The organism is Bradyrhizobium nivariense, from assembly GCF_029846695.2.
Classification (GTDB): Bacteria; Pseudomonadota; Alphaproteobacteria; order Rhizobiales; family Xanthobacteraceae; genus Bradyrhizobium.
Window position 1 is genome coordinate 106,564 of record NZ_JARWCR020000016.1, and the last position, 21,000, is coordinate 127,563.

The window sequence follows — 21,000 nt, forward strand, 5'->3', positions numbered from 1 at the left end:
ATGGCGGAACAGATCCAATTGCCGCCGCCCTTTACCTTGGTCCGGCTGCGCGAGAGCGAAGACGCGTTCGCTCATGCATGCCGCATTGCACCCAAAAGCGGTGCTGGCACGCTGGTCTATGTAGGACGCTTCGACCTCGCCGAGTTCGCGGTGGTGCTGGAGCCGGCCGAGCGGCTGATCACCGCACGCCGCGCCTTTTACGCCGGCATGGTTGCCCTGACGGACGCCCTGCGCGCCTATGCGCCGCCGGCCAAGGAGGTCGCGGTCGGCTGGCCCGATGCGGTGAGGATTGACGGGGGGCTGGTAGGAGGGGGACGGCTTGGCTGGCCCGCATCCGCGGACGAGGATGAGCCGCCGGGCTGGCTCGTATTCGGGGCCATGATCCGGACAGTCATGATGAACGATCGTGATCCCGGTGTTCGCCCACTTGCCTCCGCCCTGGAAGGAGAAGGGTTCGGCGAGGCCGGCGCAGTGCAGATGACCGAGAGCTTTGCGCGGCATCTGATGCGGGCGATCGACAGCTGGCAGGTCGATGGATTTGACAGCGTCGCGCGCGAATATCTCAGCCGCATCCCTCGCGAGCGGCAAACGCTTCGACGCATCGATGATTGCGGCGATCTGCTCACGCGCCGCACGGGTAGTGATACGACCGAGCGGGCAGACCTTGTTAAGGCGCTCGCCACGCCATCGTGGCTCGATCCGAAGCTCGGAGGGCCATGGTCGTGAAAAAGGCTGCGAAACTCCTGCGCACCATCGCGCTCGATGTCTCCGATACCTTCACGTTCGAAGTAACGGCAATGCCAGGCGAGTGGGCCGTCTCCGGCGCCTTTCGCTTCTGCGACCAGGATCCGGCGAAGCTGAGCGGAAAGGCGCGCGCCGCCTTCCGCAGCGGCTTTCTGGGCGTGCAATCCTGGGGATGGTCGACGCTGGCGCAGATCGTTCCGGCGACTGAGGACGATTGCCAGGTGCTAATCGAACTCCTTGCCAGGCAACTCGTTGATCGGTTCGGCGCACCGGACATGGCAATTGCGAGGGCCGCTGCGGAAGAGGAAGTCACCTTTGCGCAGTCGCTCTGCACGCACCCGATCAGCTCACTCATTGCGGTCCACCGTTCGGCGGGCGATGGCGAAGTCCACGAGGGCTTCCGCAAGCTGCAACTGCGGGAAGGGCAGCGGCATGGCAAGGCGTTCTCGTTCATGGAACTCGAGGATGATGTCAAAGCCGACGGCGATCTTGATGGAGGCCAGGAGCCACCCCTCCGATGAGTGATTTCTGGATTGCATGCGGCCATCATCTGCTCGATCGCGACGAGAGCGGCGGGCTTCGTGTCACCGACGAATTCTTGAAGGCTTATTTTGCCCGTCCCGAGCTGATGCCGCCGAAGGACGCGTGCCTGGTGGAACGAAGACTGCATCGTGAGATGCTTGCTGATCCGCGCCGAGCGGTCGCAGCCGACGAGGTCGGTGCGATCGCCGATGAGGACGCGCGGGAGAACTGGCGCTTCGTGGTGGGGTTTCGCGATCTCATGCTGCGGCACCCGACGCTCGAAGCTGCGTATCTTGCAGTCCTGCGTTCGTCGTCAAACGACCTGCCGCCGCTGTTCATCAATCACCTCGTGCACGTGATCTTGCGCAATGCTCTCGACGGCAACGACGATGCGTTCGTGCTGCGCGCCGCCGAGCTGTTCTTCCGGCCGCAGCGGATCCTTCCGCATGAACAGGCCTTGCTGCTTGGCGATGAAGAGGTTGTCGGCGGTCGCAGCCCGACGCCTATCTTGTCGCTGATCTCGATGCTGGGCGCCAAGACCGACGCCCAGCTCGATGTGTTGAGCGAGGAAAACGCCGAGAGCTATTGGAAACGTAGCGACCAGTTCGATATGGCCCTCGATCTCACCGCGGGCGGGCGAGGCCCTCGCGCGCTGGCACAGGCGATGACACGCTGGGTCTCCCATCTGCTCGGGATCGATGTTGCCATTGAACCGCTGACGGAACTGCGCGACGTAAGGCTGGCTTGGTATATTGGGTTGGACGCTGACGCCACCAAGATGGGCGATCGGCTTTGGCACGACGAGGAGCTCGACGGGCCCAGCGCAGGGCGAGTTCTTTCGCTGTTTCGCCTGACCTTTGCGGATCCTCAGTTCGCCATGGAGACCTTGCGGGGCGAGCCAGTCTATCTGATGCTGGCGATGACAGCCGATCAGAAGCTCCGCATGAAACCGCAGAATCTGTTGGCGGGACTCCCGACCAGGCGCCTGGAAGCCATCTCATGAGCGCTGCCCTGCCAATCCTGCGTATCCCCGTCGGCATCGTCGTCGAACGGCGCAAGGCGGATTCGTTCTGGGGCGATTTCATATGGCGGAGCGCCGCCGTGTTGCCAGACAAACCGGACACGGAGCCCTGGACAGTCTTGCGCGAACAGGGCGGCACGACCTGGTTCTATGCCGGGAGCGCAACGGTTGATCTGTACGTGTCGGAAACCGCGCGTTACCGCGACAATGTTGCCTCCGGTACTCCGAGCATCTGGGTGGTCTTGAGCCCATCCGAGGGGGCCTGGCCTTATGCGATCGCCGCCGCGACCGCTGATCCCGCGGAAGGAGAAGGGTTTACCGAGGCCGCTGACAATCTGGTTGAAGCCGTACCGATGCCCGAGGTAGTGCGCGAGGTGATTGAAAGCTTCATTGCCGAACACCACGTCGAGAGAGAGTTCGTCAAACGCGAACGACGGCGCGCCGATCCCGAGGCTTTGGCGCGTCGGCAGCACGAAGGCGGGCAAGAATGACCGAGGAAGAGTTTCTCGCACGTTGGTCGCGCCGCAAGCGCGAGTCAAAATCGAATGCTCCGCTGGTGGAAACAGCCGGGCCAGCCGGTGAAGCCGCGGTGCCATCCCCCGCGGTCGACGCCGAACCGGACGTGGATATCGGGAGCTTGCCGTCGATCGATGCGATCACCGCCGGGACCGACATCACCGCGTTCCTGCGCAAAGGTATTCCGCCGGAATTGGTGCAAGCGGCTCTTCGCCGCGCCTGGACGGCCGACCCGGCGATCCGCGATTTCGTGGGGCTCGCCGAGAACGCCTGGGACTTCAACGATCCGAATGCCATGCCGGGCTTCGGACCACTCGATTGCTCGCAGGCGGAGCTGGCCGCGTGGGTCGACCGGATCGTCGGGGGTCTGCATGACGCCGCAGAGGCACAGACTGACACGCCGACGCAATTGCAGGAGCCCTCGGACGTTCGGAATGGGGATATTGTGCACTCCGCTGTGCTTACAGAGATGCCTGATGAAGCCGTCCCCACGGAGATCGCAGCTCCCGTTGCATCGCAACCGGCCATGGAATCCGATATGGAACCCGATACTGTTCCGCGCCGCGTACATGGTGGTGCCCTGCCTAGCTAGGGCTGCGACCAATGGCTATAGCCTCAACCTATAGAGCGGCGATTGACCGTCTGCGGAACCAGGTCTAGGGTTTGCTAGCGCTTTGTTGCGCAAGTAAAATTGGTCGCTCGAGGGTCTCAGGTAACGGAGGTCCATGTGCGTGACGCCGGGCTTGATCGCGCCATTGACGCCGCAGGCGGCGTGGCCCAGCTTGCGCGCAAAATCCACATCAGCCAGCCCTCGATTTCGAACTGGAGCAAGATACCCGCTCAGCGGGTGATTGCGGTGGAAGCTGCAACAGGTGTTCCCCGGGCCGAACTGCGGCCTGATCTCTATCCTGATCACCATCACGAACGCACGGTATCGCAAGACAGTATCGATCCGATCGATGTCGCGCGAGCGCAGGAATATGTCCTTCTCGCCGCCTTGCTTGCGGCTGCGCCGTCCAGGAGCTTGCTCGATCGGCTTACGGGCTTGAGCGGAGACGGCACGCCACTCGGTCAGGCTCACGCCGGCTTGGCGGAAGCCGCTTCGCGCACGACCGCAGCTCAGGTCGAACGCGAATATTTCGATCTTTTTGTTGGTCTCGGCCGCGGTGAGTTGCTGCCCTATGCCTCCTACTATTTGACCGGCTTCCTCAACGAACGTCCGCTGTCACGTTTGCGGACCGATCTCGCGGCGCTCGGCATCGCGCGCGCCGAGGCCAATTCCGAACCTGAGGATCATGCCGCCATCCTCTGCGAGATCATGGCCGGAATGGCTGATGGCCGCTTGGAAGCGCCGTTCGTTGCGCAGCGTGCGTTGTTCGAGAAGCACGTTTCGTCCTGGATGGGACGGCTGTTTGCCGACATGGAGCAGGCGGCGAGCGCAAGGTTTTACCGCGTAGTCGGCACGTTCGGCCGCCTGTTTATCGAGATCGAGAGGCAAGGATTTTCGTTCGCGAAGTGACCATGCGCAGGCTGGTCCGGGAGAGGTGCGATGAGCGATGACAAGAAAGCGATCGTCGGACGGCGCGACTTCCTCCGCAAGGTTGGCATCGGCACGGTAGGCGCTGGCGCCACGTTGGCGACGCCACTCGTCGGTTCCGCGCAGGCCGACAGCGAGAATGACGATGAGAAGCGCAAGGCGCGCTACAAGGAATCCGATCACGTGAAGGCCTATTACCGCGTCAACCGCTATCCCGCCTGAGGGAGGCTGCCCGTGCTTATCAAGCGAACACAAGAGCATTCCGGATCCGACCGCCGCGGCTCGGTCGCGGACACCCTGACAAGGCAGACCGGCGGTCTCGATCGCCGCACCTTCCTGCGCCGGTCCGGCGTTGCGGGTGGCGCGCTCGCGGCGCTCGGGACCATGCCGATTTCCGGCGTGCGCAAGGCAGAAGCCGCCATGGCGGGTCCGCTGACCGCCGGGGCCACCGTCAGGAAAAGCATCTGTACGCATTGTTCGGTCGGATGCACCGTGACCGCGGAGGTGTTGAACGGGGTTTGGATCGGCCAGGAGCCGAGCTGGGATTCCCCCATCAATCGCGGATCTCACTGCGCGAAGGGAGCTTCCGTACGCGAGCTGGTGCACAGCGAGCGGCGTTTGCGCTATCCGATGAAGCTCGTAAACGGGCAATGGACGCGCGTCTCCTGGGAGACTGCGATCAACGAGATCGGCGACAAGATCATCGAGATTCGCGAAAAATCGGGTCCCGATTCCGTTTATTGGCTCGGCTCGGCCAAGATGACCAATGAAGGCGCTTATCTGTTCCGCAAGCTAGGGGCGTTCTGGGGCACCAACAACACCGACCATCAGGCACGCATCTGCCATTCGACGACAGTTACCGGCGTCGCCAATACGTGGGGCTATGGTGCGATGACCAATAGCTACAACGATATTCGCAATGCCAAGACCCAGATGATCATGGGCGGCAATCCGGCCGAGGCGCATCCGGTTTCGTTGCAGCATCTGCTCGAGGGCAAGGAGCTGCAAAAGGCCAACTTCATCGTCATCGACCCGCGCATGACACGCACCGCTGCGCACGCCACGGAATATGTGCGGATGCGTCCGGGCACCGACATTCCAGTGCTCTACGGTATCATGTGGCACATCCTCCAGAACGGCTGGGAGGACAAGGAATTCATCAGGCAGCGCGTCTACGGCTTCGACGATCTCCGCAAGGAAGTGGAGAAATGGAATCCGAATGAGGTGGAGCGCGTCACCGGCATTCCCGGCGAACAGCTCAAGCGGGTCGCCAAGATGTTCGCCACCGAGAAGCCGTCGACCTTGATCTGGGCCATGGGCCAGACCCAGAAGACCGTCGGCACCGCCAATGTGAGGGCGAGCTGCATCCTGCTGCTCTTGACCGGCAATGTGGGCGGACCGGGCATGGGCGCCAACATCTTCCGCGGCCACGACAACGTGCAGGGGGCGACCGACGTTGGGCTCGATATTGTGACGTTGCCGTTCTACTACGGTCTCGCCGAGGGCGCGTGGAAGCACTGGTCGCGGGTCTGGGACGTTGACTACGAGTTCCTGAAGTCGCACTTCGATTCCAAGCAGATCATGGAGACTCCCGGCATTCCTCTGACCCGCTGGTTCGAGGCGGTGACGCTGCCGAAAGATCAGGTCGCTCAGAAGGACAACGTGCGGGCAGTGTTCGTTCAGGGACACGCCAGCAACAGCATCACACGCATTCCGGAGTCTCTCAAAGGCCTGAAGGCGCTGGACCTGCTTGTCATTGCCGACCCGCATCCCACGACCTGGGCATCGCTGGCGGTCGAGGCCGGCCGCAAGGATGGCGTCTACATTCTTCCGGTGGCCACGCAATTCGAGTGCAAGGGATCGCGCGTCGCCTCGAACCGCTCGCTGCAATGGGGCGAGCAGATCGTCAAACCGATCTTCGAATCCAAGGACGATCTCGAGGTCATCTATCTGGTGGCCAAGAAGCTCGGCTTCGCCGACCAGATGTTCAAGAAAATCAAGGTCGAGAACAATCTGCCTGAAGCAGAAGATGTGCTGCGCGAAATGAACCGTGGCAGCTGGTCGACCGGCTATTGCGGGCAATCGCCTGAGCGGCTTAAGGCGCACATGAAGAACCAGGCGAAGTTCGACATGCTGACGATGCGTGCCCCCAAGGACGATCCCGAGGTCGGCGGCGATTATTACGGCCTGCCGTGGCCATGCTGGGGCTCGCCGGAGGTCCGGCATCCCGGCACGCCGCTGCTCTACAACACCAATCTCGCGGTGATGGACGGCGGCGGCACGTTCCGGCCGCGCTTCGGCATCGAGCGCGAGGAGAAGCTGCCAGACGGGTCCACGCGCAAGGTCAGCCTGCTGGCCGACAAATCCTACTCTAAGGATTCCGAGATCCAGGACGGCTATCCCGAATTCACGCTGGCGAGCCTGAAGAAGCTTGGCTGGGACACAGATCTCACCGAAGCGGAGATGGCTACGATCATGAAGGTCAATCCGACCAATCCGGATTCGGTGTCGTGGTCGCTCGATCTCTCAGGGGGCATACAGCGGGTCGCGCTCAAACACGGCTGCGTGCCGTACGGCAACGGCAAGGCACGCATGAACGCTTTCGGCCTGCCTGATCCGATTCCGGTCCATCGCGAGCCGATCTATACGCCACGTGTCGACCTCGTCGAGAAATATCCGACGCTGCCCGATGCCAAGCAGTTTCGCATGCCTAACATCGGCTTCTCGGTGCAGAAGGCTGCGGTGGAGAAGGGGATTGCCAAGCAGTTCCCGCTCATCCTCTCTTCCGGCCGCCTGGTCGAGTATGAGGGCGGCGGGGAGGAGACGCGTACCAATCCGTGGCTTGCCGAATTGCAGCAGGACATGTTCATCGAAATCAACCCGGCCGATGCTGCCGATCGCGGCGTCAAGGACGGCGGCTGGGTCTGGGTCACCGGCGCCGAGAACAATTCCAAGGCGAGGATGAAGGCGCTCGTCACCGAGCGTGTCGGCAAGGGCGTCGCCTGGATGCCCTTCCATTTCGGCGGCTGGCTGGGAGGCAAGGATCTTCGCAGTGCCTACCCGAAGGGGACAGATCCGATCGTGCTCGGCGAAAGCGCGAACACCATCACGACCTACGGATATGATCCCGCGACGGGCATGCAGGAGCCGAAGGTCACTCTTTGCCAGATTGCAGCGGCATAAGGAGCAACGACGATGGCACGTATGAAATTCCTTTGCGACGCCGACCGTTGCATCGAATGCAATGCCTGCGTCACCGCCTGCAAGAACGAGCATGAGGTGCCCTGGGGTATCAACCGGCGCCGCGTGGTCACCATCAATGACGGCAAGCCAGGCGAGCGTTCGATCTCGATGGCCTGCATGCACTGCACCGACGCGCCCTGCGCGGCCGTGTGCCCCGTGAACTGCTTCTACACGACCGCCGATGGCGTGGTGCTGCACTCCAAGGACCTTTGCATCGGCTGCGGCTATTGCTTCTACGCCTGTCCGTTCGGCGCGCCGCAATATCCCAAGGTCGGAAACTTCGGCTCGCGCGGCAAGATGGACAAATGCACCTACTGCGCCGGCGGCCCCGAGGCCGACGGCAGCAGGGAGGAATACGAGAAGTACGGCGCGAACCGGCTGGCGGAGGGCAAGCTGCCGCTGTGTGCCGAAATGTGCTCGACCAAGTCGTTGCTCGCGGGCGACGGGGAGATTATCGCCCAGATCTACAAGGAACGCGTGATGAAGCGCGGCTACGGCTCCGGCGCGTGGGGCTGGAAGACCGCGTATCGCGAGACGATCGAGTCCTGACGCGGACGGCAGTCAAGGACGCGGGACCGGGAGGCGCAGATGGCGTCATTTGGAAGACTCATTCGCCTGGCATTTGGCGCATGCGCGCTGCTTCTGGTGATCACGGCAACTCCAGCGAGCGCCCAGCAGGTCAACCCGACCGCAAGCTCTGTCAAGGAGCAGCAGTTGCTGCATGAGCTGAACCGAATCCAGGGCCGCGTCAGCATTCCGGATCAGAGGTCGGGCGTGCTCGAGCAGCCACAGGGGCGCGAATGGCGGGAGTTTCGCAATGTCACTCTACGCTGGATCGGCGGCGTCGCGATTATCGGCATGCTGGCTGTGCTCGTGATCTTCTATCTCACCCGTGGCATGGTGCGGCTCGAAAGCGGGCGATCGGGACGCACCATTGTGCGCTTCACCCTGTTTGAACGCTTCGTGCATTGGATGACAGCCAGCTGCTTCGTCATCCTCGCCATCTCGGGTCTAAACATCACCTTCGGGCGGCCGTTGTTGTTGCCGCTGATCGGTTTTGAAGCCTTCTCCGAGTGGTCACAATGGGCAAAATATGCCCACAACTATCTGAGTTTCCCGTTCACCGTCGGCGTCGTCCTGATCTTCCTGATGTGGATCGCGGGAAATCTCCCGAACAAGGTGGACGTTGCCTGGATCAAGCGGGGAGGGGGCATTGTCGGCCATGATCATCCGCCGGCCTATCGCTTCAACGCCGGCCAGAAGATGATTTACTGGATCGTCGTGATCGGGGGCGGCCTCGTTGCAGCAACGGGATACGAGCTGATGTTCCCGTTCTACATCAGCGGCATCGAAGGCATGCAGATGGCCCAGATCATCCACTCCGTGGTGGCCGTACTATTCGTGGCCGCGATGATTGCGCATGTCTACATCGGCACGATTGGGATGGAGGGGGCTTTCGAGGCCATGGGTTCGGGTGAGGTCGACCTCAACTGGGCACGCGAACATCATAGCCTCTGGCTCGACGAACAGAGTGGGCGAACCGGACCGAACGATCAAAAGCCGCAACCAGTGACCGCCGCGGCGGAATGAAGTGGAGCGGCTGAAGAGGGCCGGTCAGGTGTGCTCTATTGCGTCCGCTCTCTGGCAAACAGGACGGACCGGTCCTCGATCTCCTGCTCGGCCAGCGTGCTCGCTTGGCCTGTCTGCAGCTCTTGAATGTTTGGCATGCCGCTCTGTGCAGAGCGAAGAAGTGCATGCGGTCTGAGTACGGTGGTGGCCGCACCGATGACGAGCAGGGCCGTGACGAGCGAAAGCATAAGGCGTTTCATTCGACATCTCCGTCCGGTGTTGCATCCGCCAAGACGGAGTAAGCTCTAATTCTTCCCGGTGATGTGAGCCGCCTCACATCCTCCGAGCCTTTTTCGGGTTCCAACGGCTGAACGAAGGACGGGCAGTCCTCGATGGTTTGCGCCGCCGATCGAGAGGTTATGGACCGCGCACTTGTTTCCGGGGCTTAGAAAGGCCAAAGGTCCATAATGAACAACGCCTGCCTGGAGAGAAGCTCCAGTTATTCTGTTGTTGTGTCGATCAAGGTCGTTCTAAAGCATGATCCGGAAAAGTGCGAAGCGGTTTTCCGAAAAGATCATGCTCAAACAACAACCTAAAGCGCGATGATGATTCATCCTCATCTCATCGCGCTTTAGTCCTGCTGAAACAATGCTGGTGACTGCAGGTACGTGGCTGACGCCATATGATGCGGAGGGAGTGTCGAATGACAGTCCGAACCTTATTGTTGGCTCTTTGCTTTCTGTTTTGCAGCGAACTGGCAGCTGTTTCCAAAGGCAGCGCCGTGAATAAGAACGATCCTTGGGATCCTCATCATATAGACGATCTACCCACTGAGATCCGACAATACGTCGCCGGAATCTGCAAGAGTCCGCCCAGCGCTCAGCATGATTTTGCAACCTACTCTCCGCACGAGAAGCGCTGGCGCATAAATCTCGAATATCTTCGATGCGATGGTTTGGGCGAATATCGTCGAGGAAATCAATGCCTAGACGTTGACTTCGTCGCTGTCGGCTCGCATTTTCGACTCATCAGAAAACAATATGCAGACTGCGGATTCTAAATCTTAGCCGCGACGTGCCTGGCTGCTCGCGCGCGCCGAAATCGAGGCCCTGGCAACTGTGTCCAATATTCGAATCGAGCGATTGCCTCCGTGGGCAAACTCTCCCTACGTGGGTAATTTCCGGACGAGGTCGCTTCTTGTTTCTTGAGGAAGCAGGCCCTTTTCGCCCGGTTGTGTCCCTTGGCTGACGCGACCATCCGGCGGCTCGCCAACAGCATCAGTTGGCGGGAATATGCTGTCGTATATCGCGCGAGCCTCTCGAATTAAACGAATCCGCTCAAGCTCAGATCTTGGAACAAGTCGAACGATGTTGCTCATGGGCGTGCCAACCTAGTTTGTAAATGCGTTCAGTGAATAGACGCAGACCGAGAGGACGCCCACATTGGGCTTCGATGCTGATTTCTATTGACGCTTGCATCCCGCGTCACGAACAAGCGCGGACGAAAACTGCGCAAGCATAGCGGCGACCCAGAGAGGGCCGTGTTCGTCAATCAAGCGCGGCAATGTCTCGCTCATTAGGACGGCATGCAACGTTTCAGCAGGAATGCCGGCCCGTTCAATCCGTTCGACTGCCAGGCGGAGGTGATCGCGTGCTTCGTCAAAGCGGGGAGGCGCCCCTGGCGCGTCCGTCTCGTTGGGCGCGCGCAGGCCCTCTTCCCGCAAGCAGTCGATCGGTCGGTTCGTCATGCGGCGTCCTTTGTCCAGGACGGAAATGGATCGGGCAGCCCGCGCCAGGCCTCCGGCGTAAATTGATCCGCTTTGCCCTCGAGGCAATCATTGAGCCGGCGAGTGATAAGTGCCTGGTCCATCGGGTCGATGCCGATAAAGACGATTTCCTGCCGGCGGTCGCCCCAGACCGGGTCGAGATACGGCTTCATACTCGCTTTCCAACCATCGTCGTCCGGCCAGCGAACTTCTGGAACGGCGGACCACCAGAGACCCCGTTTCGAGGTTCTGATCATCGCGCCAGCCTGGGCCACTTCGCCGACGAAGTTGGGACGGGTCGCCAGCCAAAAGAAGCCTTTCGCCCGGATCACGCCCGGCCAGGATTCGTTGCAGAAGGCCTGAAACTTTGCGGGATGAAACGGCCGCCGGGCGCGATAGACGAAGGAACGGACGCCGTATTCCTCCGTCTCGGGCACATGATCCTTGAAGCCGTTGAGTTCCTTGAACCAGAGCGGGTTGCGATGTGCCTTTTCGAAGTCGAACAAACCTGTGCCCAGCACCTCGCCAAACGGGATATCGCTGTAATCAGCCTCAATGATGCGGGCATCCGCATTGAGCGAGCGGATGATCGCGCGTGCGGTCTGACGATGATCGTCCGATGCGTCGGAAACCTTGTTCAGCACGATGACATCGGCGAACTCGATCTGTTCGACCAGCAGGTCGACCAAGGCGCGTTCGTCTTCGGGACCGGCGACCTCGCCACGATCCCGCAGAAAGTCATGGCTTGAATAGTTTGCCAGCAGATTGGCGGCATCGACCACGGTGACCATGGTGTCCAGCCGTGCAATATCCGAGAGGCTCACATCGTTTTCGTCGCGGAATTCGAACGTAGCTGCCACGGGAAGCGGCTCGCCGACCCCCGTCGACTCGATTACCAGCGCGTCGAAACGTCCGCTTTCCGCCAGCTTGCGAACTTCGACGAGAAGATCTTCGCGCAGGGTGCAGCAGATACAGCCATTGGTCATCTCGACCAGCGTCTCGTCGGTGCGCGTCAGTCCGCCATCCTGGCGCACCAGTTCGGCGTCGATATTGACGTCGCTCATGTCGTTGACGATGACGGCGAGGCGCTGACCCTGGCGGTTCGCGAGCATCTTGTTGAGAAGAGTAGTCTTTCCAGCGCCGAGGAAGCCAGAAAGCACGGTCACTGGAAGTCGGGTGTCAGGCATGAACGCTCCGCGAAACAAGTTTCACTTGAGTTGTCGATGTTATGTTATAACATTACACAAGACAAGCGCTCTCACAGGTCGATGCGATGAAAGCCTCACGGTCACTAGCAGGAAACCACGAACGGGTGCTCCACACGCTCCGGCAAGCGACGAAGCCCATGACGGCCTATGAAATTCTGGATGCGCTGCGGCCGTTCGGCTTCTCATCCCCGCCAACCGTGTACCGCGCGCTGAACAGGTTGCTGGAAGCTGGCCTGGTGCACCGGCTGGAATCGATCAACGCCTACGTGAAATGCGCGATCAAATCCCACGAGCATGGCGCCACCATCTTTGCAATCTGCCGAGATTGCGGCAGCGCCGATGAACTCGACGAAGCCGAACTGGTCGCTCGATTGAGAGCGCAGGCGATCACGCATGGGTTCAGCCCCGATGAGACCGTCGTTGAGCTGAGGGGGCAGTGCGCGGCGTGCTCGCAGGCGGCGCACTAGATGTCGGTTCCGCCCTCAATCCCGGTTACAATCCTGTCAGGCTTCCTTGGGGCCGGTAAATCGACACTTCTCAACGACCTTCTTGCTCATCCGGAATTCGGCGACACCGCTGTGGTGATCAATGAATTCGGCGACATCTCTATCGATCACGATCTTGTTCGTGTCGGCGAGCGCGAGATGATGGTGACGACCGGGTGCATGTGCTGCGCGGCCGGGAGCGATATCAGATCTTCGCTGTTCGCCTTGCATGAAGCGAGCCAAAGAGAACTGAACCGCAGTTTTGCCCGTGTGATCGTTGAGACCACCGGTCTCGCCGATCCGGCCCCCATCGTCAATCAGTTGATACCAGGCGGAGCCGCGGCGGCAGGGCTGCGCGACTATGTGGTGGCGCGACGATTCCATCTTGCAGGGTTTGTTTGCGTGGTCGATGTCACGACTGCACAACAGGCGATAGACCGGCATTTTGAATGCCTGAAGCAGATCGCGTTCGCGGATCGGATCGTCCTGACCAAGACAGACCTCACAAATGGTGCGAACGGGCCGTCCGGTGTAGCCCATCTGGTCGATCAGCTCCGCGAGATCAATCCACCCGCCGCGATAGTTGACCGGCGAGCGCCGGAATTTGACCTCCCTGCGCTGTTTCAGCCGCGGGATTTCGCGGTAGCCAAACGCAGCGAGGATGTCGAAGGCTGGCTCGCTGTTGAAAGCGCGCTCGCCCAAGAGGAGAGTCTCAACGCGCAATCCGCGGACGACAAGCGGGCCGACACACGCCACACCAGCGCCGGCATTCGCAGCGTGGCTCTTTTTCACGACAAGCCAGTATCGGCCGACAGGCTAATGTCCTTTCTGGATTTGCTGGACACCGTGACCGGGCCGCGGTTATTGCGCCTCAAGGGCATTGTCCATCTGGAAACGGATTCCGAGCAACCGCTCGTGATTCACGCGGTCCAGCACGCGGTATTTCAACACAGGCTGCCCGGATGGCCTTCGGCCGATCGCCGCAGCCGCATCGTCGCCATCACCCACAACCTCGACGCCTCGGTGGTCAAGTCACTGTTCACGGTCATCACCGGGATGTCCTTCGGAGCAAAAGCGCGCCTGGCCCTGACGATCGCCGGACTGGCCGGGCTAGGCATCGCCGTCACTGTTGCGCTGTCCATCGCGCTGCGCTCCACCGCAACCGCGCAGCTCGGGCCTGTTCCGGATTCTCCATTCCAATATCGCAATCATCTACCCGCGGAGTCATCACCATGAACAGCATCATCGCGCAGACCCCCGTCACCCTGTTGACCGGCTATCTGGGGGCCGGCAAAACCACGCTCTTGAATCGCATTCTGACCGAGCAGCACGGCAAACGTTACGCGGTCATCGTTAACGAATTCGGCGAGGTCGGCATCGACAACGATCTCATCATCAATGCGGATGAAGAGATTTTCGAGATGAACAATGGCTGCATCTGTTGCACCGTTCGTGGTGATCTTATCCGCATTTTGCAAGGACTGATGCGGCGCAAGGGCAAGTTTGACGGCATCATCGTGGAAACGACCGGGCTTGCCGACCCCGCGCCGGTCGCGCAGACCTTCTTTGTGGATGAGGATGTCCGCCGCAAGACCAAGCTCGACGCGATCGTAACGGTGGTCGATGCCAGCCACTTCCTCGGCGAAATCGACCGCGCCCACGAGGTCAAGGAGCAAATCGCGTTCGCCGATGTCATTGTCATCAACAAATGCGATCTCGTCCTGCCCGCTCAGATTCTCGCGGTTGAAACGGCGATCCGCAGGATTAATCCTTACGCAAGGCTTCATCACGCCGAACGGTGCGGGGTGAAACTGGCGGAGGTGCTGGATCGGGGCGCCTTCAATCTTGACCGCATTCTGGAAGTGGAGCCTGATTTCCTCGATCATTTCCACGATCACGATCATGACGACGACGTCAGTAGCCTGTCATTGGTGAGCGACCGCCCGCTCATTGCGGAGAAATTCCTGAACTGGATTTCAGACGTGATCCAGCGCCTCGGACCGGATATTCTGCGGACCAAGGGTGTTCTAGCCATGCGCGACGACGATGACCGCTTTGTCATTCAGGCGGTGCATATGCTGATGGAGGGTGGGCACCAGCGGCCTTGGAAGGACACCGAACAACGTCAAAGCCGGCTGGTATTCATCGGCCGCAATCTGCCGAAGGATGTCCTGCGCGAGGGATTTGAAGCGTGCAGGGCTTGAGCGCGATGGCCATGCTCGCAAAAGCGAGTGCCGCGGTGAGCGATCTCGCCCTCCACAAAACGTTTGTTCGGATTCGGTACCCCAAGCCGAAGCTTGTTCGCCTCAATGTTGAAGGGTTGCAATGACAGTATTTTTCAACCCGCTCGCCCGCAGGCCGAAACCTGGATATCGCGAGGCGATGGATCGCATCAAGGCCGAAACACGAAGCTGTCTCGAGCTTTCCGAAGACGTAACTGTCTCGGTAACCGAACTCAACTGTCGGGAACACGGTTGTCCCGATACCGAAACGATCATTGCTATATTGATAGCAGGGCAAAGTCCCCGTATCGCGCGAATTCACAAGGCAATTCCTGAAGTTGAAATGGCCGAGCTGACTGCGGCGTTATCTGCGCTGCCTCCCTGAGGTTTTCCCTAAATGTTCGGTGTGATCAGGCCAGTCTCATGCACAAACGACATCTTCTCATAATGCTGGCAATACCCGTCGCGGCTTTGACCATGACGACTGCTCTTTGCCAGGATAAGGGCAGCGTTGATCGGCCGGCACCGCTGGCTAACCCAAGTGATCCAAAGCTGGGCGCCAAGGAGCTCTTTGGCCGCAAGACGTCACCCGCACCGCTGGCGACTCGTTCCATTGGCTTTTATGCCAAGGGCTGTCTTGCCGGTGCGCAGGCTCTTCCGATCAACGGCGAAACCTGGCAAGTCATGCGGCTGTCGCGCAATCGCAATTGGGCGCATCCCGACATGGTCGCTCTGCTGGAGCGATTGTCGGTAAAGGCGCACGAAGTCGCCGGCTGGCCCGGATTGCTTGTCGGCGACATGTCGCAACCGCGTGGCGGACCCATGCTCACCGGGCACGCGAGCCATCAGGTTGGACTGGATGCCGACATATGGCTGACGCCGATGCCGAACCGCCAGCTGTCGCGCAACGAGCGCGAGGAAATGTCAGCGACCAGCATGGTTCGGACCGACCGGCTCGACATCGATCCAGCGGTTTGGACGCCGAGTCATCTATTGGTAATCCGCGCGGCCGCTCAGGAGCCCCGCGTGGAGCGTATATTTGTGAACGCCGCGATCAAAAAGGCGTTATGCCGGGAAGCCAAGGGTGATCGCAGCTGGCTTGCAAAAGTGCGACCAATGTACGGTCACGATTATCACTTCCATGTCCGGATAACCTGTCCTCCAGGTGATAGCGCTTGCACGCCACAGCCGCGGCCGTCGGAAGATGAAGGATGTGCTCCTGCAGATTTTGCCTACTGGCTTAGTGATCCCGTCATTCATCCGAGGCCGTCAACGGAACCAGCAAAGCCAGCCCCGCCAATAACTCTCGCGCAGTTGCCGGCCGCCTGTCGGCAAATCCTGTTGGCACCGTAGTTCAAGAGAGGAAGCCTCCAATCGAATTACGGTGACAGTGCTGGACTGCACTGGACTCTGCGGCGTTCTCGTTCATGCATGTGTGATGGCCTGTCTTCCTTGTGTCATCCCCACCATGTCACCCAGCGGGGCAATCGCCAGCCGCGTACGGTCTTCGAGGACGGCCACTATGCGCTCTACGGCGATCTGTTTGTCGCAGCTGCCGAGAGGCCCGGGTCGAGGTGTAGGGCTGCTGTCCGATGCCGAGCCACGTGCACTACCATCCTGATGCACATCAGGCGCCGTCCCGGCCTGTTTCGCTCCGCTGTCAACGCCTCTTTGCGAAAATATTCCACTTTACCGAAATTCTGTTTTATCGTATGTGTCGGACATCCCGGCTCATCCTTGAGGGGCGATCATGTGTCGTCATTTTTCGCGAGCCGGGCTTGCGGTGGACGCGGCAGCGTCGGGTGCGAGAGGTCTGGGGCAGGGCGGATTGCTCTCCGTGAGCCCAAAACTTCGTGCTGGATGAGCGGCGCTGTCAGGTTCGTCTCGTCTGTAAGTTTTCGGCTCCGTCGACAGGGCTGGAAAAACTGCGGCGAAATGGCGAGCCGTGCGTACGGCAAAACCGTGTGGTCCTGGCCGTCGTTGCTACGGTCAAGCCTTTGCGGATGCGGCAGCTGCGTCAACCGGCGCGGTGTCGGCGACTTCTGTGAGGACGAGGGAGGCCAGAACGAACTCGGCTCCCGGGAGAGCACGGCATAAGCCGTCCAACCACTGCGCAGGGAAGGCCGAGTGATTGGCTACACCTGTATGCTGCTGTGCGGTTCTTTTGCGCTACATTTTCGCGCAGCGGACCGCGGGTGCCAGCCGGCACCCGGCCTTCCCTGTGCCCTCTTGGATAGAGAGGGTGGAGCGACCAAGCAAACTCGGGCGAAACGCGCCGCGAGGACGCGAAGCTATGTCTGCAAGTTGAAAAGCACTTTGGAGAATTGCGGTGAGGCCCCTTGCTCGGTCACTGCGCTTGCCATGAAGATACGGAGAGAGTGTGTGCCGCAGCTTCTCGTCCCCCTGCCCGGACGCGAAACACGCCCCGGCTATGCGCAGAATCGTCCAGCGGGGCAATGCGCCGCCGAGCCGGCCCAATGCGTACGGGCGTTCGCGGCCCCTGGATCCGGCCCGGCGCACTCATGAAATCTGCTATTCCCGGCGAGGGCTTGAAAGTCTATATGGTCCAGATGTTATCCCATCGCTTTTCCGTAGCCCCCATGATGGATTGGAGCGAGAGTTCAGTGTTTTCAATTTGTTAGTTGGCGTCGTGTGCACGACGTGTGCACCGGGACATCAAACAAAATCTCACTAAAGGCAGCGGAGGCAGGCGAAAGAGAAGCGGATGTGTGCGCCACTGCAGAATGGCTGGCAGGCGATGCAGATCGAAGGTGTGATGGACCAGCAAACCCAACCCGCCTCCACCACAGCTTGAACGATCAGCGAAGAATTCCTCGCACTCGCCGATATCGTTGACAAAGCCGAGGTCAACTTTATCTTGTCGAAGTGAAAAACGGTGCAGATGGCCGAGTGACTAATTCTCGGTGCCGAAGCATTGAGCGCAACGCGAGCGGCCATTATCCTCCCCTGTCGAAGTAGGGATTCTCGCCGCTGGCGCCGGCAGAGACGTTCGCAGCCTTTCCGAGATGACTCTTAAGTCTTCCAAGTGCCTCGGCCGACCAATTTCGGAGATTGGCCACGGCAACCCATGCATCGACATAGTGCTCCGGCGCGTAGACATGGCCATAACCGAAGGGCGTGCCGGTTGCGACCGCCATGTCAACGGCGATCTGCAGCATGGTCACGACCGGATACCATCGAAGTTCAGGCGAAACGTCCGGTCCGCGCGGTGCATTCATCCAGGCCGGGCGCCGATAGGCGTACCGATAGTCGAAGAATACGATCGGGTCACTTGCATATTGCAGGAAGACGACGCGCATGGGCCCCCATGGTGTATCAGGGGCGACCGTCGGGCCGTTCTGGTTCATAAACCGCACGAAACGGCCATCACGAAATTCCGGCAGCCACGCGGGAGAGGTGGCATTGCGGTTCGCGGTGACCGACCGCCAGATCCTGCTCGTGAAAGGGGAGCCGCTCCAGAGGGCCCCAGTGATCGGATCGCCGATCGTCTCGAACAACTCAGCGGAATTCTGTGAGTTCATCGCGCCGAGGCTCAGGCCGTGCAGGTATAGATTTGGGCGCCGATCCTTCGGTAACATCGTCCAATGTTCGTAAATCACGGCAAACAGGGCACGTGCGGCTTCCGCGCCGTATTCCGGTTGAAACAGCAGCGAAAGCGGACTGTTGAGATAGGAATACTGCACGGCGACGCTGGCAACGTCGCCATTGGAAAGATATTCGATCGCATCGATTGCAGCCGGGTCGATCCAGCCGGTTCCTGTCGGGGTAATAACGATGAGAACTGAGCGTTCGAAGCCTCCTTGGCGCTCGAGCTGGTCCAGCGCCAGTTCCGCGCGCCCACGCGCGGTGTCTGCGCCGCGCAATCCCACATAGACGCGGAGCGGATCCCGGGCAGGACGGCCGGTGAATGCGCCGATCTGCGCGGCGGTCGGTCCGGAAGCCACGAATTCCCGTCCGGCACGGCCGAGCTCATTCCATTTCACCAGCGACGCTGCACTCCCCGTTCTGGTGGCTTCGCCCGGCTGAGGTCGCTCCGGTTCAAGCAGGGCGTCAAATTCCCGGAACGAAGAATCCAACGCGCTGAAGGCGGCGCGGATAAGCAGATTGTTGGCGATCGACCAGATCAGCAGGACGGCCACGAGAAGGCCGACGAAGTTCGCGATCTTTCTAGGAATGAACCGCCGGATCCGGCCGGAGACAAAACTGGTTACCAGCTTGAACGATTCCACCAGCCAAAACAGCGCGAAAAACGTGATGAGCGCGATCACGGAGACTTTGGCGGGATGGGCGGTTTCAACCAGCTCCATGTTCATGGCGCTAAGGATCGAATTCTGCCATTCCACCGCCCGCCAGAGAAACAGGATGATCGTTACGAAGCAGCCGACCGCGACCGCCGTGTTGGCCGCCGATCGGATTCGTGGCGATGGCTCGGGAAGTTCGAGATAGCGCCATAGCCAGCGCCAGAGCACGCCTAGCTCGTAACCGATCGCAAAGCAGGTGCCGGCAAGGACTCCCTGGATCAAATAGCTTCTTGGGACGAGCGTCGGCGTAAGTGCGGCTGCGAAGAACAATGCTCCCAACGCCAATCCAACGCCCGAGAGAGATGCCACGTACCGCCAGACAATCTGCGCGGGACTCTTGACGATGTTCATTCCGCCTCTCTCCGATGCGGGCTTGTGATCGGGAACCCCACAGCGGCAATTGAACCTGCGCAGATGTCAATTGCAGGTGCGAGCAAGACCGGCAGCCCGCGCGAAGCATTCCGCCCAAACAAGGGAGCGATCATTTCGGACGAATGTCCTTGTAGATGATGCCGTCCTTCATGATCACGACGAATTTTTTCTCCGGGTCGGCGATGAGGCGAATGTCCTCCAAGGGATTGCCATCGACGAGCAGGAGATCCGCCAACGCGCCTTCTTCGACCACTCCGAGCTTGCCGGGATAGGGATTGCGCGCACCGGAGAGGGCGAGCAACTCTCCGTTTGCTGAAGTCGCCATTGCCAATGCTTCCGCTGGAGTGAACCAACGTGTGAGATCCACGATGCCCTGTCCCTGATGCTCAGCCAACGCTTTGGAGAAGAGAATATCAGTCCCGAAGGCCGTCTTGATCTTGAACTGTTTGACAAACCTGTACGTGGTGTCGGTGCCCGCAACCACTTGGCGCATCTGCGCTTGTTGCGCGGCAGGAAGCATGGCTGCGCCACCAAGGTCCACGAAGGGCTGTGTGCTCAGCCAGATCTTCTCTTCCGCAAGGAGACGTGCGGTCGGCTCATCCATCAAATGTCCATGCTCGATCACCTTGACGCCTGCAGCAATGGAGCGTCGAATGGCGTTTGGCGTATAGGCGTGCGTCGCCACATAGGTTCCCCAATCGGTAGCTGCTTCGACGGCCGCCCGCAGTTCAGGCTCACTGAAGGTGGTCACATCGAGTGGACTGAAAGGCGAGGCAACGCCGCCGCCTGCCGTCAGCTTGATCTGCGATGCGCCCTGCATGAGCTGTTCGCGCGTGCGCTTGCGAACCTCGTCGGGACTGTCTGCGATCATGCTTCCACCAAGCTGCTCGACGCGGCTCGTTCCGCCGAGACTTTGCGGCAGCTCCCAGAGCTCACGGAAGTCGCCGTGGCCGCCGGTGACTGTGATGACGGCCCCCGACGGATAGATGCGAGGGCCTGCAACGACCCCCTCATCGATGGCGCGCTTCAGCGCGAAAGCTGGGCCGCCCATGTCCCTGACGGTGGTGAACCCGCGCATCAGCGTAGCAGTGGCTTCCGCGCCCGCGAGCAGCATCGTGTAACCCAAGTTGCTCGAAAGCATTTGAGCAGGGGTTGGACGAACCATCGTCGCATGCCAATGCATGTCGCTGAGCCCGGGCATCAGGACGCGTCCGCCGCCTGCTACAGTGCGGGTGTCCGGGGAACGATCGACCGGAATGGGAGCGATCGCAATACGCTCGATTGTGTTGCCTCGGATGAGGACATTCGACGGAGCGGAGAGCGTCTGGTTCTTCCCGTCGAAAATGCGCACGTTCTCAAAAACCGTCACGGCAGAGCGCTCCTGCGCCAGCCCGGGACCGAGAGCGGCGCATGACGCAACAATGGTCGTCACGCGCGCGGCTTTTTGTATCCGCACAACGACTTCGGAGAGCAT

The 21,000-nt window shown here is 60.5% G+C and carries 20 protein-coding genes; 15 read left to right on the top strand and 5 right to left on the bottom strand.

Going from position 1 to position 21,000, the window contains the following annotated elements; translation table 11 throughout:
• From QCM77_RS15740 to QCM77_RS15785, 10 genes are all read left to right on the top strand, one after another.
• Complete coding sequence (locus QCM77_RS15740) at positions 1-726, top strand: biotin/lipoate--protein ligase family protein (RefSeq protein ID WP_279684171.1); 726 nt, start codon at positions 1-3, stop codon at positions 724-726.
• Positions 717-1,265 carry a DUF6505 family protein gene (locus tag QCM77_RS15745; protein WP_279684172.1) on the top strand — a complete coding sequence of 183 codons (549 nt, stop codon included), beginning with the start codon at positions 717-719 and terminating at the stop codon, positions 1,263-1,265. Before QCM77_RS15740 ends, QCM77_RS15745 begins: the two co-directional genes overlap by 10 nt.
• Positions 1,262-2,269, top strand: a complete 1,008-nt coding sequence (locus tag QCM77_RS15750; protein WP_279684173.1) for a DUF6352 family protein — start codon at positions 1,262-1,264, stop codon at positions 2,267-2,269. Before QCM77_RS15745 ends, QCM77_RS15750 begins: the two co-directional genes overlap by 4 nt.
• Positions 2,266-2,778, top strand: a complete 513-nt coding sequence (locus tag QCM77_RS15755) for a DUF3305 domain-containing protein (RefSeq protein ID WP_279684174.1) — start codon at positions 2,266-2,268, stop codon at positions 2,776-2,778. The genes QCM77_RS15750 and QCM77_RS15755 overlap by 4 nt, the downstream gene beginning before the upstream one ends.
• A complete protein-coding gene (locus tag QCM77_RS15760) occupies positions 2,775-3,395 on the top strand; it encodes a DUF3306 domain-containing protein (protein WP_279684175.1) in 621 nt (206 codons plus the stop codon). Before QCM77_RS15755 ends, QCM77_RS15760 begins: the two co-directional genes overlap by 4 nt.
• A gap of 135 nt (positions 3,396-3,530) precedes the next feature.
• Complete coding sequence (locus QCM77_RS15765) at positions 3,531-4,322, top strand: molecular chaperone TorD family protein (RefSeq protein WP_279659657.1); 792 nt, start codon at positions 3,531-3,533, stop codon at positions 4,320-4,322.
• 30 nt (positions 4,323-4,352) lie between these two features.
• Positions 4,353-4,562 (top strand): twin-arginine translocation signal domain-containing protein, encoded by a 210-nt coding sequence (locus tag QCM77_RS15770; protein ID WP_279659656.1) that lies wholly within the window; start codon positions 4,353-4,355, stop codon positions 4,560-4,562.
• Positions 4,563-4,574: 12 nt separating this feature from the next.
• The gene (locus tag QCM77_RS15775; RefSeq protein ID WP_279684176.1) at positions 4,575-7,523 is read left to right on the top strand and encodes a formate dehydrogenase subunit alpha; all 2,949 of its coding nucleotides are present in this window, start codon (positions 4,575-4,577) and stop codon (positions 7,521-7,523) included.
• 12 nt (positions 7,524-7,535) lie between these two features.
• Positions 7,536-8,132 carry a formate dehydrogenase FDH3 subunit beta gene (fdh3B, locus tag QCM77_RS15780; RefSeq protein WP_279370726.1) on the top strand — a complete coding sequence of 199 codons (597 nt, stop codon included), beginning with the start codon at positions 7,536-7,538 and terminating at the stop codon, positions 8,130-8,132.
• Positions 8,133-8,171: 39 nt separating this feature from the next.
• Complete coding sequence (locus QCM77_RS15785; protein ID WP_279659654.1) at positions 8,172-9,173, top strand: formate dehydrogenase subunit gamma; 1,002 nt, start codon at positions 8,172-8,174, stop codon at positions 9,171-9,173.
• Between the two features lie 35 nt (positions 9,174-9,208).
• Here QCM77_RS15785 and QCM77_RS15790 read toward each other — a convergent pair whose 3' ends face one another.
• The 3 genes from QCM77_RS15790 to QCM77_RS15800 all read right to left on the bottom strand — a co-directional run bounded on the left by QCM77_RS15790 (position 9,209) and on the right by QCM77_RS15800 (position 12,104).
• The gene (locus QCM77_RS15790; protein ID WP_279659653.1) at positions 9,209-9,412 is read right to left on the bottom strand and encodes a hypothetical protein; all 204 of its coding nucleotides are present in this window, start codon (positions 9,410-9,412) and stop codon (positions 9,209-9,211) included.
• Between the two features lie 905 nt (positions 9,413-10,317).
• Positions 10,318-10,530 (bottom strand): hypothetical protein, encoded by a 213-nt coding sequence (locus tag QCM77_RS15795; protein ID WP_279659652.1) that lies wholly within the window; start codon positions 10,528-10,530, stop codon positions 10,318-10,320.
• Positions 10,531-10,895: 365 nt separating this feature from the next.
• Positions 10,896-12,104 (bottom strand): GTP-binding protein, encoded by a 1,209-nt coding sequence (locus QCM77_RS15800; protein WP_279659650.1) that lies wholly within the window; start codon positions 12,102-12,104, stop codon positions 10,896-10,898.
• Positions 12,105-12,190: 86 nt separating this feature from the next.
• Here QCM77_RS15800 and QCM77_RS15805 point away from each other — a divergent pair, with 86 nt between their 5' ends.
• The 5 genes from QCM77_RS15805 (at position 12,191) to mepA (ending at position 16,185) form a co-directional block, all read left to right on the top strand.
• Entirely contained in the window at positions 12,191-12,592 is a 402-nt protein-coding gene (locus QCM77_RS15805) for a Fur family transcriptional regulator (RefSeq protein WP_279684177.1), read from the top strand.
• Positions 12,593-13,846 (top strand): CobW family GTP-binding protein, encoded by a 1,254-nt coding sequence (locus tag QCM77_RS15810; protein WP_279659648.1) that lies wholly within the window; start codon positions 12,593-12,595, stop codon positions 13,844-13,846.
• Positions 13,843-14,814 (top strand): CobW family GTP-binding protein, encoded by a 972-nt coding sequence (locus QCM77_RS15815; RefSeq protein WP_279684178.1) that lies wholly within the window; start codon positions 13,843-13,845, stop codon positions 14,812-14,814. The genes QCM77_RS15810 and QCM77_RS15815 overlap by 4 nt, the downstream gene beginning before the upstream one ends.
• 121 nt (positions 14,815-14,935) lie before the next feature.
• Complete coding sequence (locus tag QCM77_RS15820) at positions 14,936-15,217, top strand: nitrate reductase (protein WP_279659646.1); 282 nt, start codon at positions 14,936-14,938, stop codon at positions 15,215-15,217.
• 38 nt (positions 15,218-15,255) lie between these two features.
• Positions 15,256-16,185 carry a penicillin-insensitive murein endopeptidase gene (gene mepA, locus QCM77_RS15825; protein ID WP_279684179.1) on the top strand — a complete coding sequence of 310 codons (930 nt, stop codon included), beginning with the start codon at positions 15,256-15,258 and terminating at the stop codon, positions 16,183-16,185.
• A 1,604-nt stretch (positions 16,186-17,789) separates the two neighbouring features.
• Here the strand turns inward: mepA and QCM77_RS15830 are convergent.
• Both QCM77_RS15830 and QCM77_RS15835 read right to left on the bottom strand, forming a co-directional pair.
• Positions 17,790-19,505, bottom strand: a complete 1,716-nt coding sequence (locus tag QCM77_RS15830; protein WP_279662934.1) for an alpha/beta hydrolase — start codon at positions 19,503-19,505, stop codon at positions 17,790-17,792.
• 130 nt (positions 19,506-19,635) lie between these two features.
• Positions 19,636-21,000, bottom strand: a complete 1,365-nt coding sequence (locus QCM77_RS15835) for a metal-dependent hydrolase family protein (RefSeq protein WP_279662933.1) — start codon at positions 20,998-21,000, stop codon at positions 19,636-19,638.

Bases quoted from the DNA above. Each gene is read 5' to 3' on its own strand.
- QCM77_RS15805 (WP_279684177.1), top strand. From the start codon at position 12,191: ATGAAAGCCTCACGGTCACTAGCAGGAAACCACGAACGGGTGCTCCAC.
- QCM77_RS15830 (WP_279662934.1), bottom strand. From the start codon at position 19,505: ATGAACATCGTCAAGAGTCCCGCGCAGATTGTCTGGCGGTACGTGGCA.
- QCM77_RS15770 (WP_279659656.1), top strand. From the start codon at position 4,353: ATGAGCGATGACAAGAAAGCGATCGTCGGACGGCGCGACTTCCTCCGC.
- QCM77_RS15785 (WP_279659654.1), top strand. From the start codon at position 8,172: ATGGCGTCATTTGGAAGACTCATTCGCCTGGCATTTGGCGCATGCGCG.
- QCM77_RS15740 (WP_279684171.1), top strand. From the start codon at position 1: ATGGCGGAACAGATCCAATTGCCGCCGCCCTTTACCTTGGTCCGGCTG.
- QCM77_RS15815 (WP_279684178.1), top strand. From the start codon at position 13,843: ATGAACAGCATCATCGCGCAGACCCCCGTCACCCTGTTGACCGGCTAT.
- mepA (WP_279684179.1), top strand. From the start codon at position 15,256: ATGCACAAACGACATCTTCTCATAATGCTGGCAATACCCGTCGCGGCT.
- fdh3B (WP_279370726.1), top strand. From the start codon at position 7,536: ATGGCACGTATGAAATTCCTTTGCGACGCCGACCGTTGCATCGAATGC.
- QCM77_RS15810 (WP_279659648.1), top strand. From the start codon at position 12,593: ATGTCGGTTCCGCCCTCAATCCCGGTTACAATCCTGTCAGGCTTCCTT.
- QCM77_RS15760 (WP_279684175.1), top strand. From the start codon at position 2,775: ATGACCGAGGAAGAGTTTCTCGCACGTTGGTCGCGCCGCAAGCGCGAG.
- QCM77_RS15835 (WP_279662933.1), bottom strand. From the start codon at position 21,000: ATGCTCTCCGAAGTCGTTGTGCGGATACAAAAAGCCGCGCGCGTGACG.
- QCM77_RS15755 (WP_279684174.1), top strand. From the start codon at position 2,266: ATGAGCGCTGCCCTGCCAATCCTGCGTATCCCCGTCGGCATCGTCGTC.
- QCM77_RS15790 (WP_279659653.1), bottom strand. From the start codon at position 9,412: ATGAAACGCCTTATGCTTTCGCTCGTCACGGCCCTGCTCGTCATCGGT.
- QCM77_RS15820 (WP_279659646.1), top strand. From the start codon at position 14,936: ATGACAGTATTTTTCAACCCGCTCGCCCGCAGGCCGAAACCTGGATAT.
- QCM77_RS15750 (WP_279684173.1), top strand. From the start codon at position 1,262: ATGAGTGATTTCTGGATTGCATGCGGCCATCATCTGCTCGATCGCGAC.
- QCM77_RS15800 (WP_279659650.1), bottom strand. From the start codon at position 12,104: ATGCCTGACACCCGACTTCCAGTGACCGTGCTTTCTGGCTTCCTCGGC.
- QCM77_RS15795 (WP_279659652.1), bottom strand. From the start codon at position 10,530: ATGAGCAACATCGTTCGACTTGTTCCAAGATCTGAGCTTGAGCGGATT.
- QCM77_RS15745 (WP_279684172.1), top strand. From the start codon at position 717: ATGGTCGTGAAAAAGGCTGCGAAACTCCTGCGCACCATCGCGCTCGAT.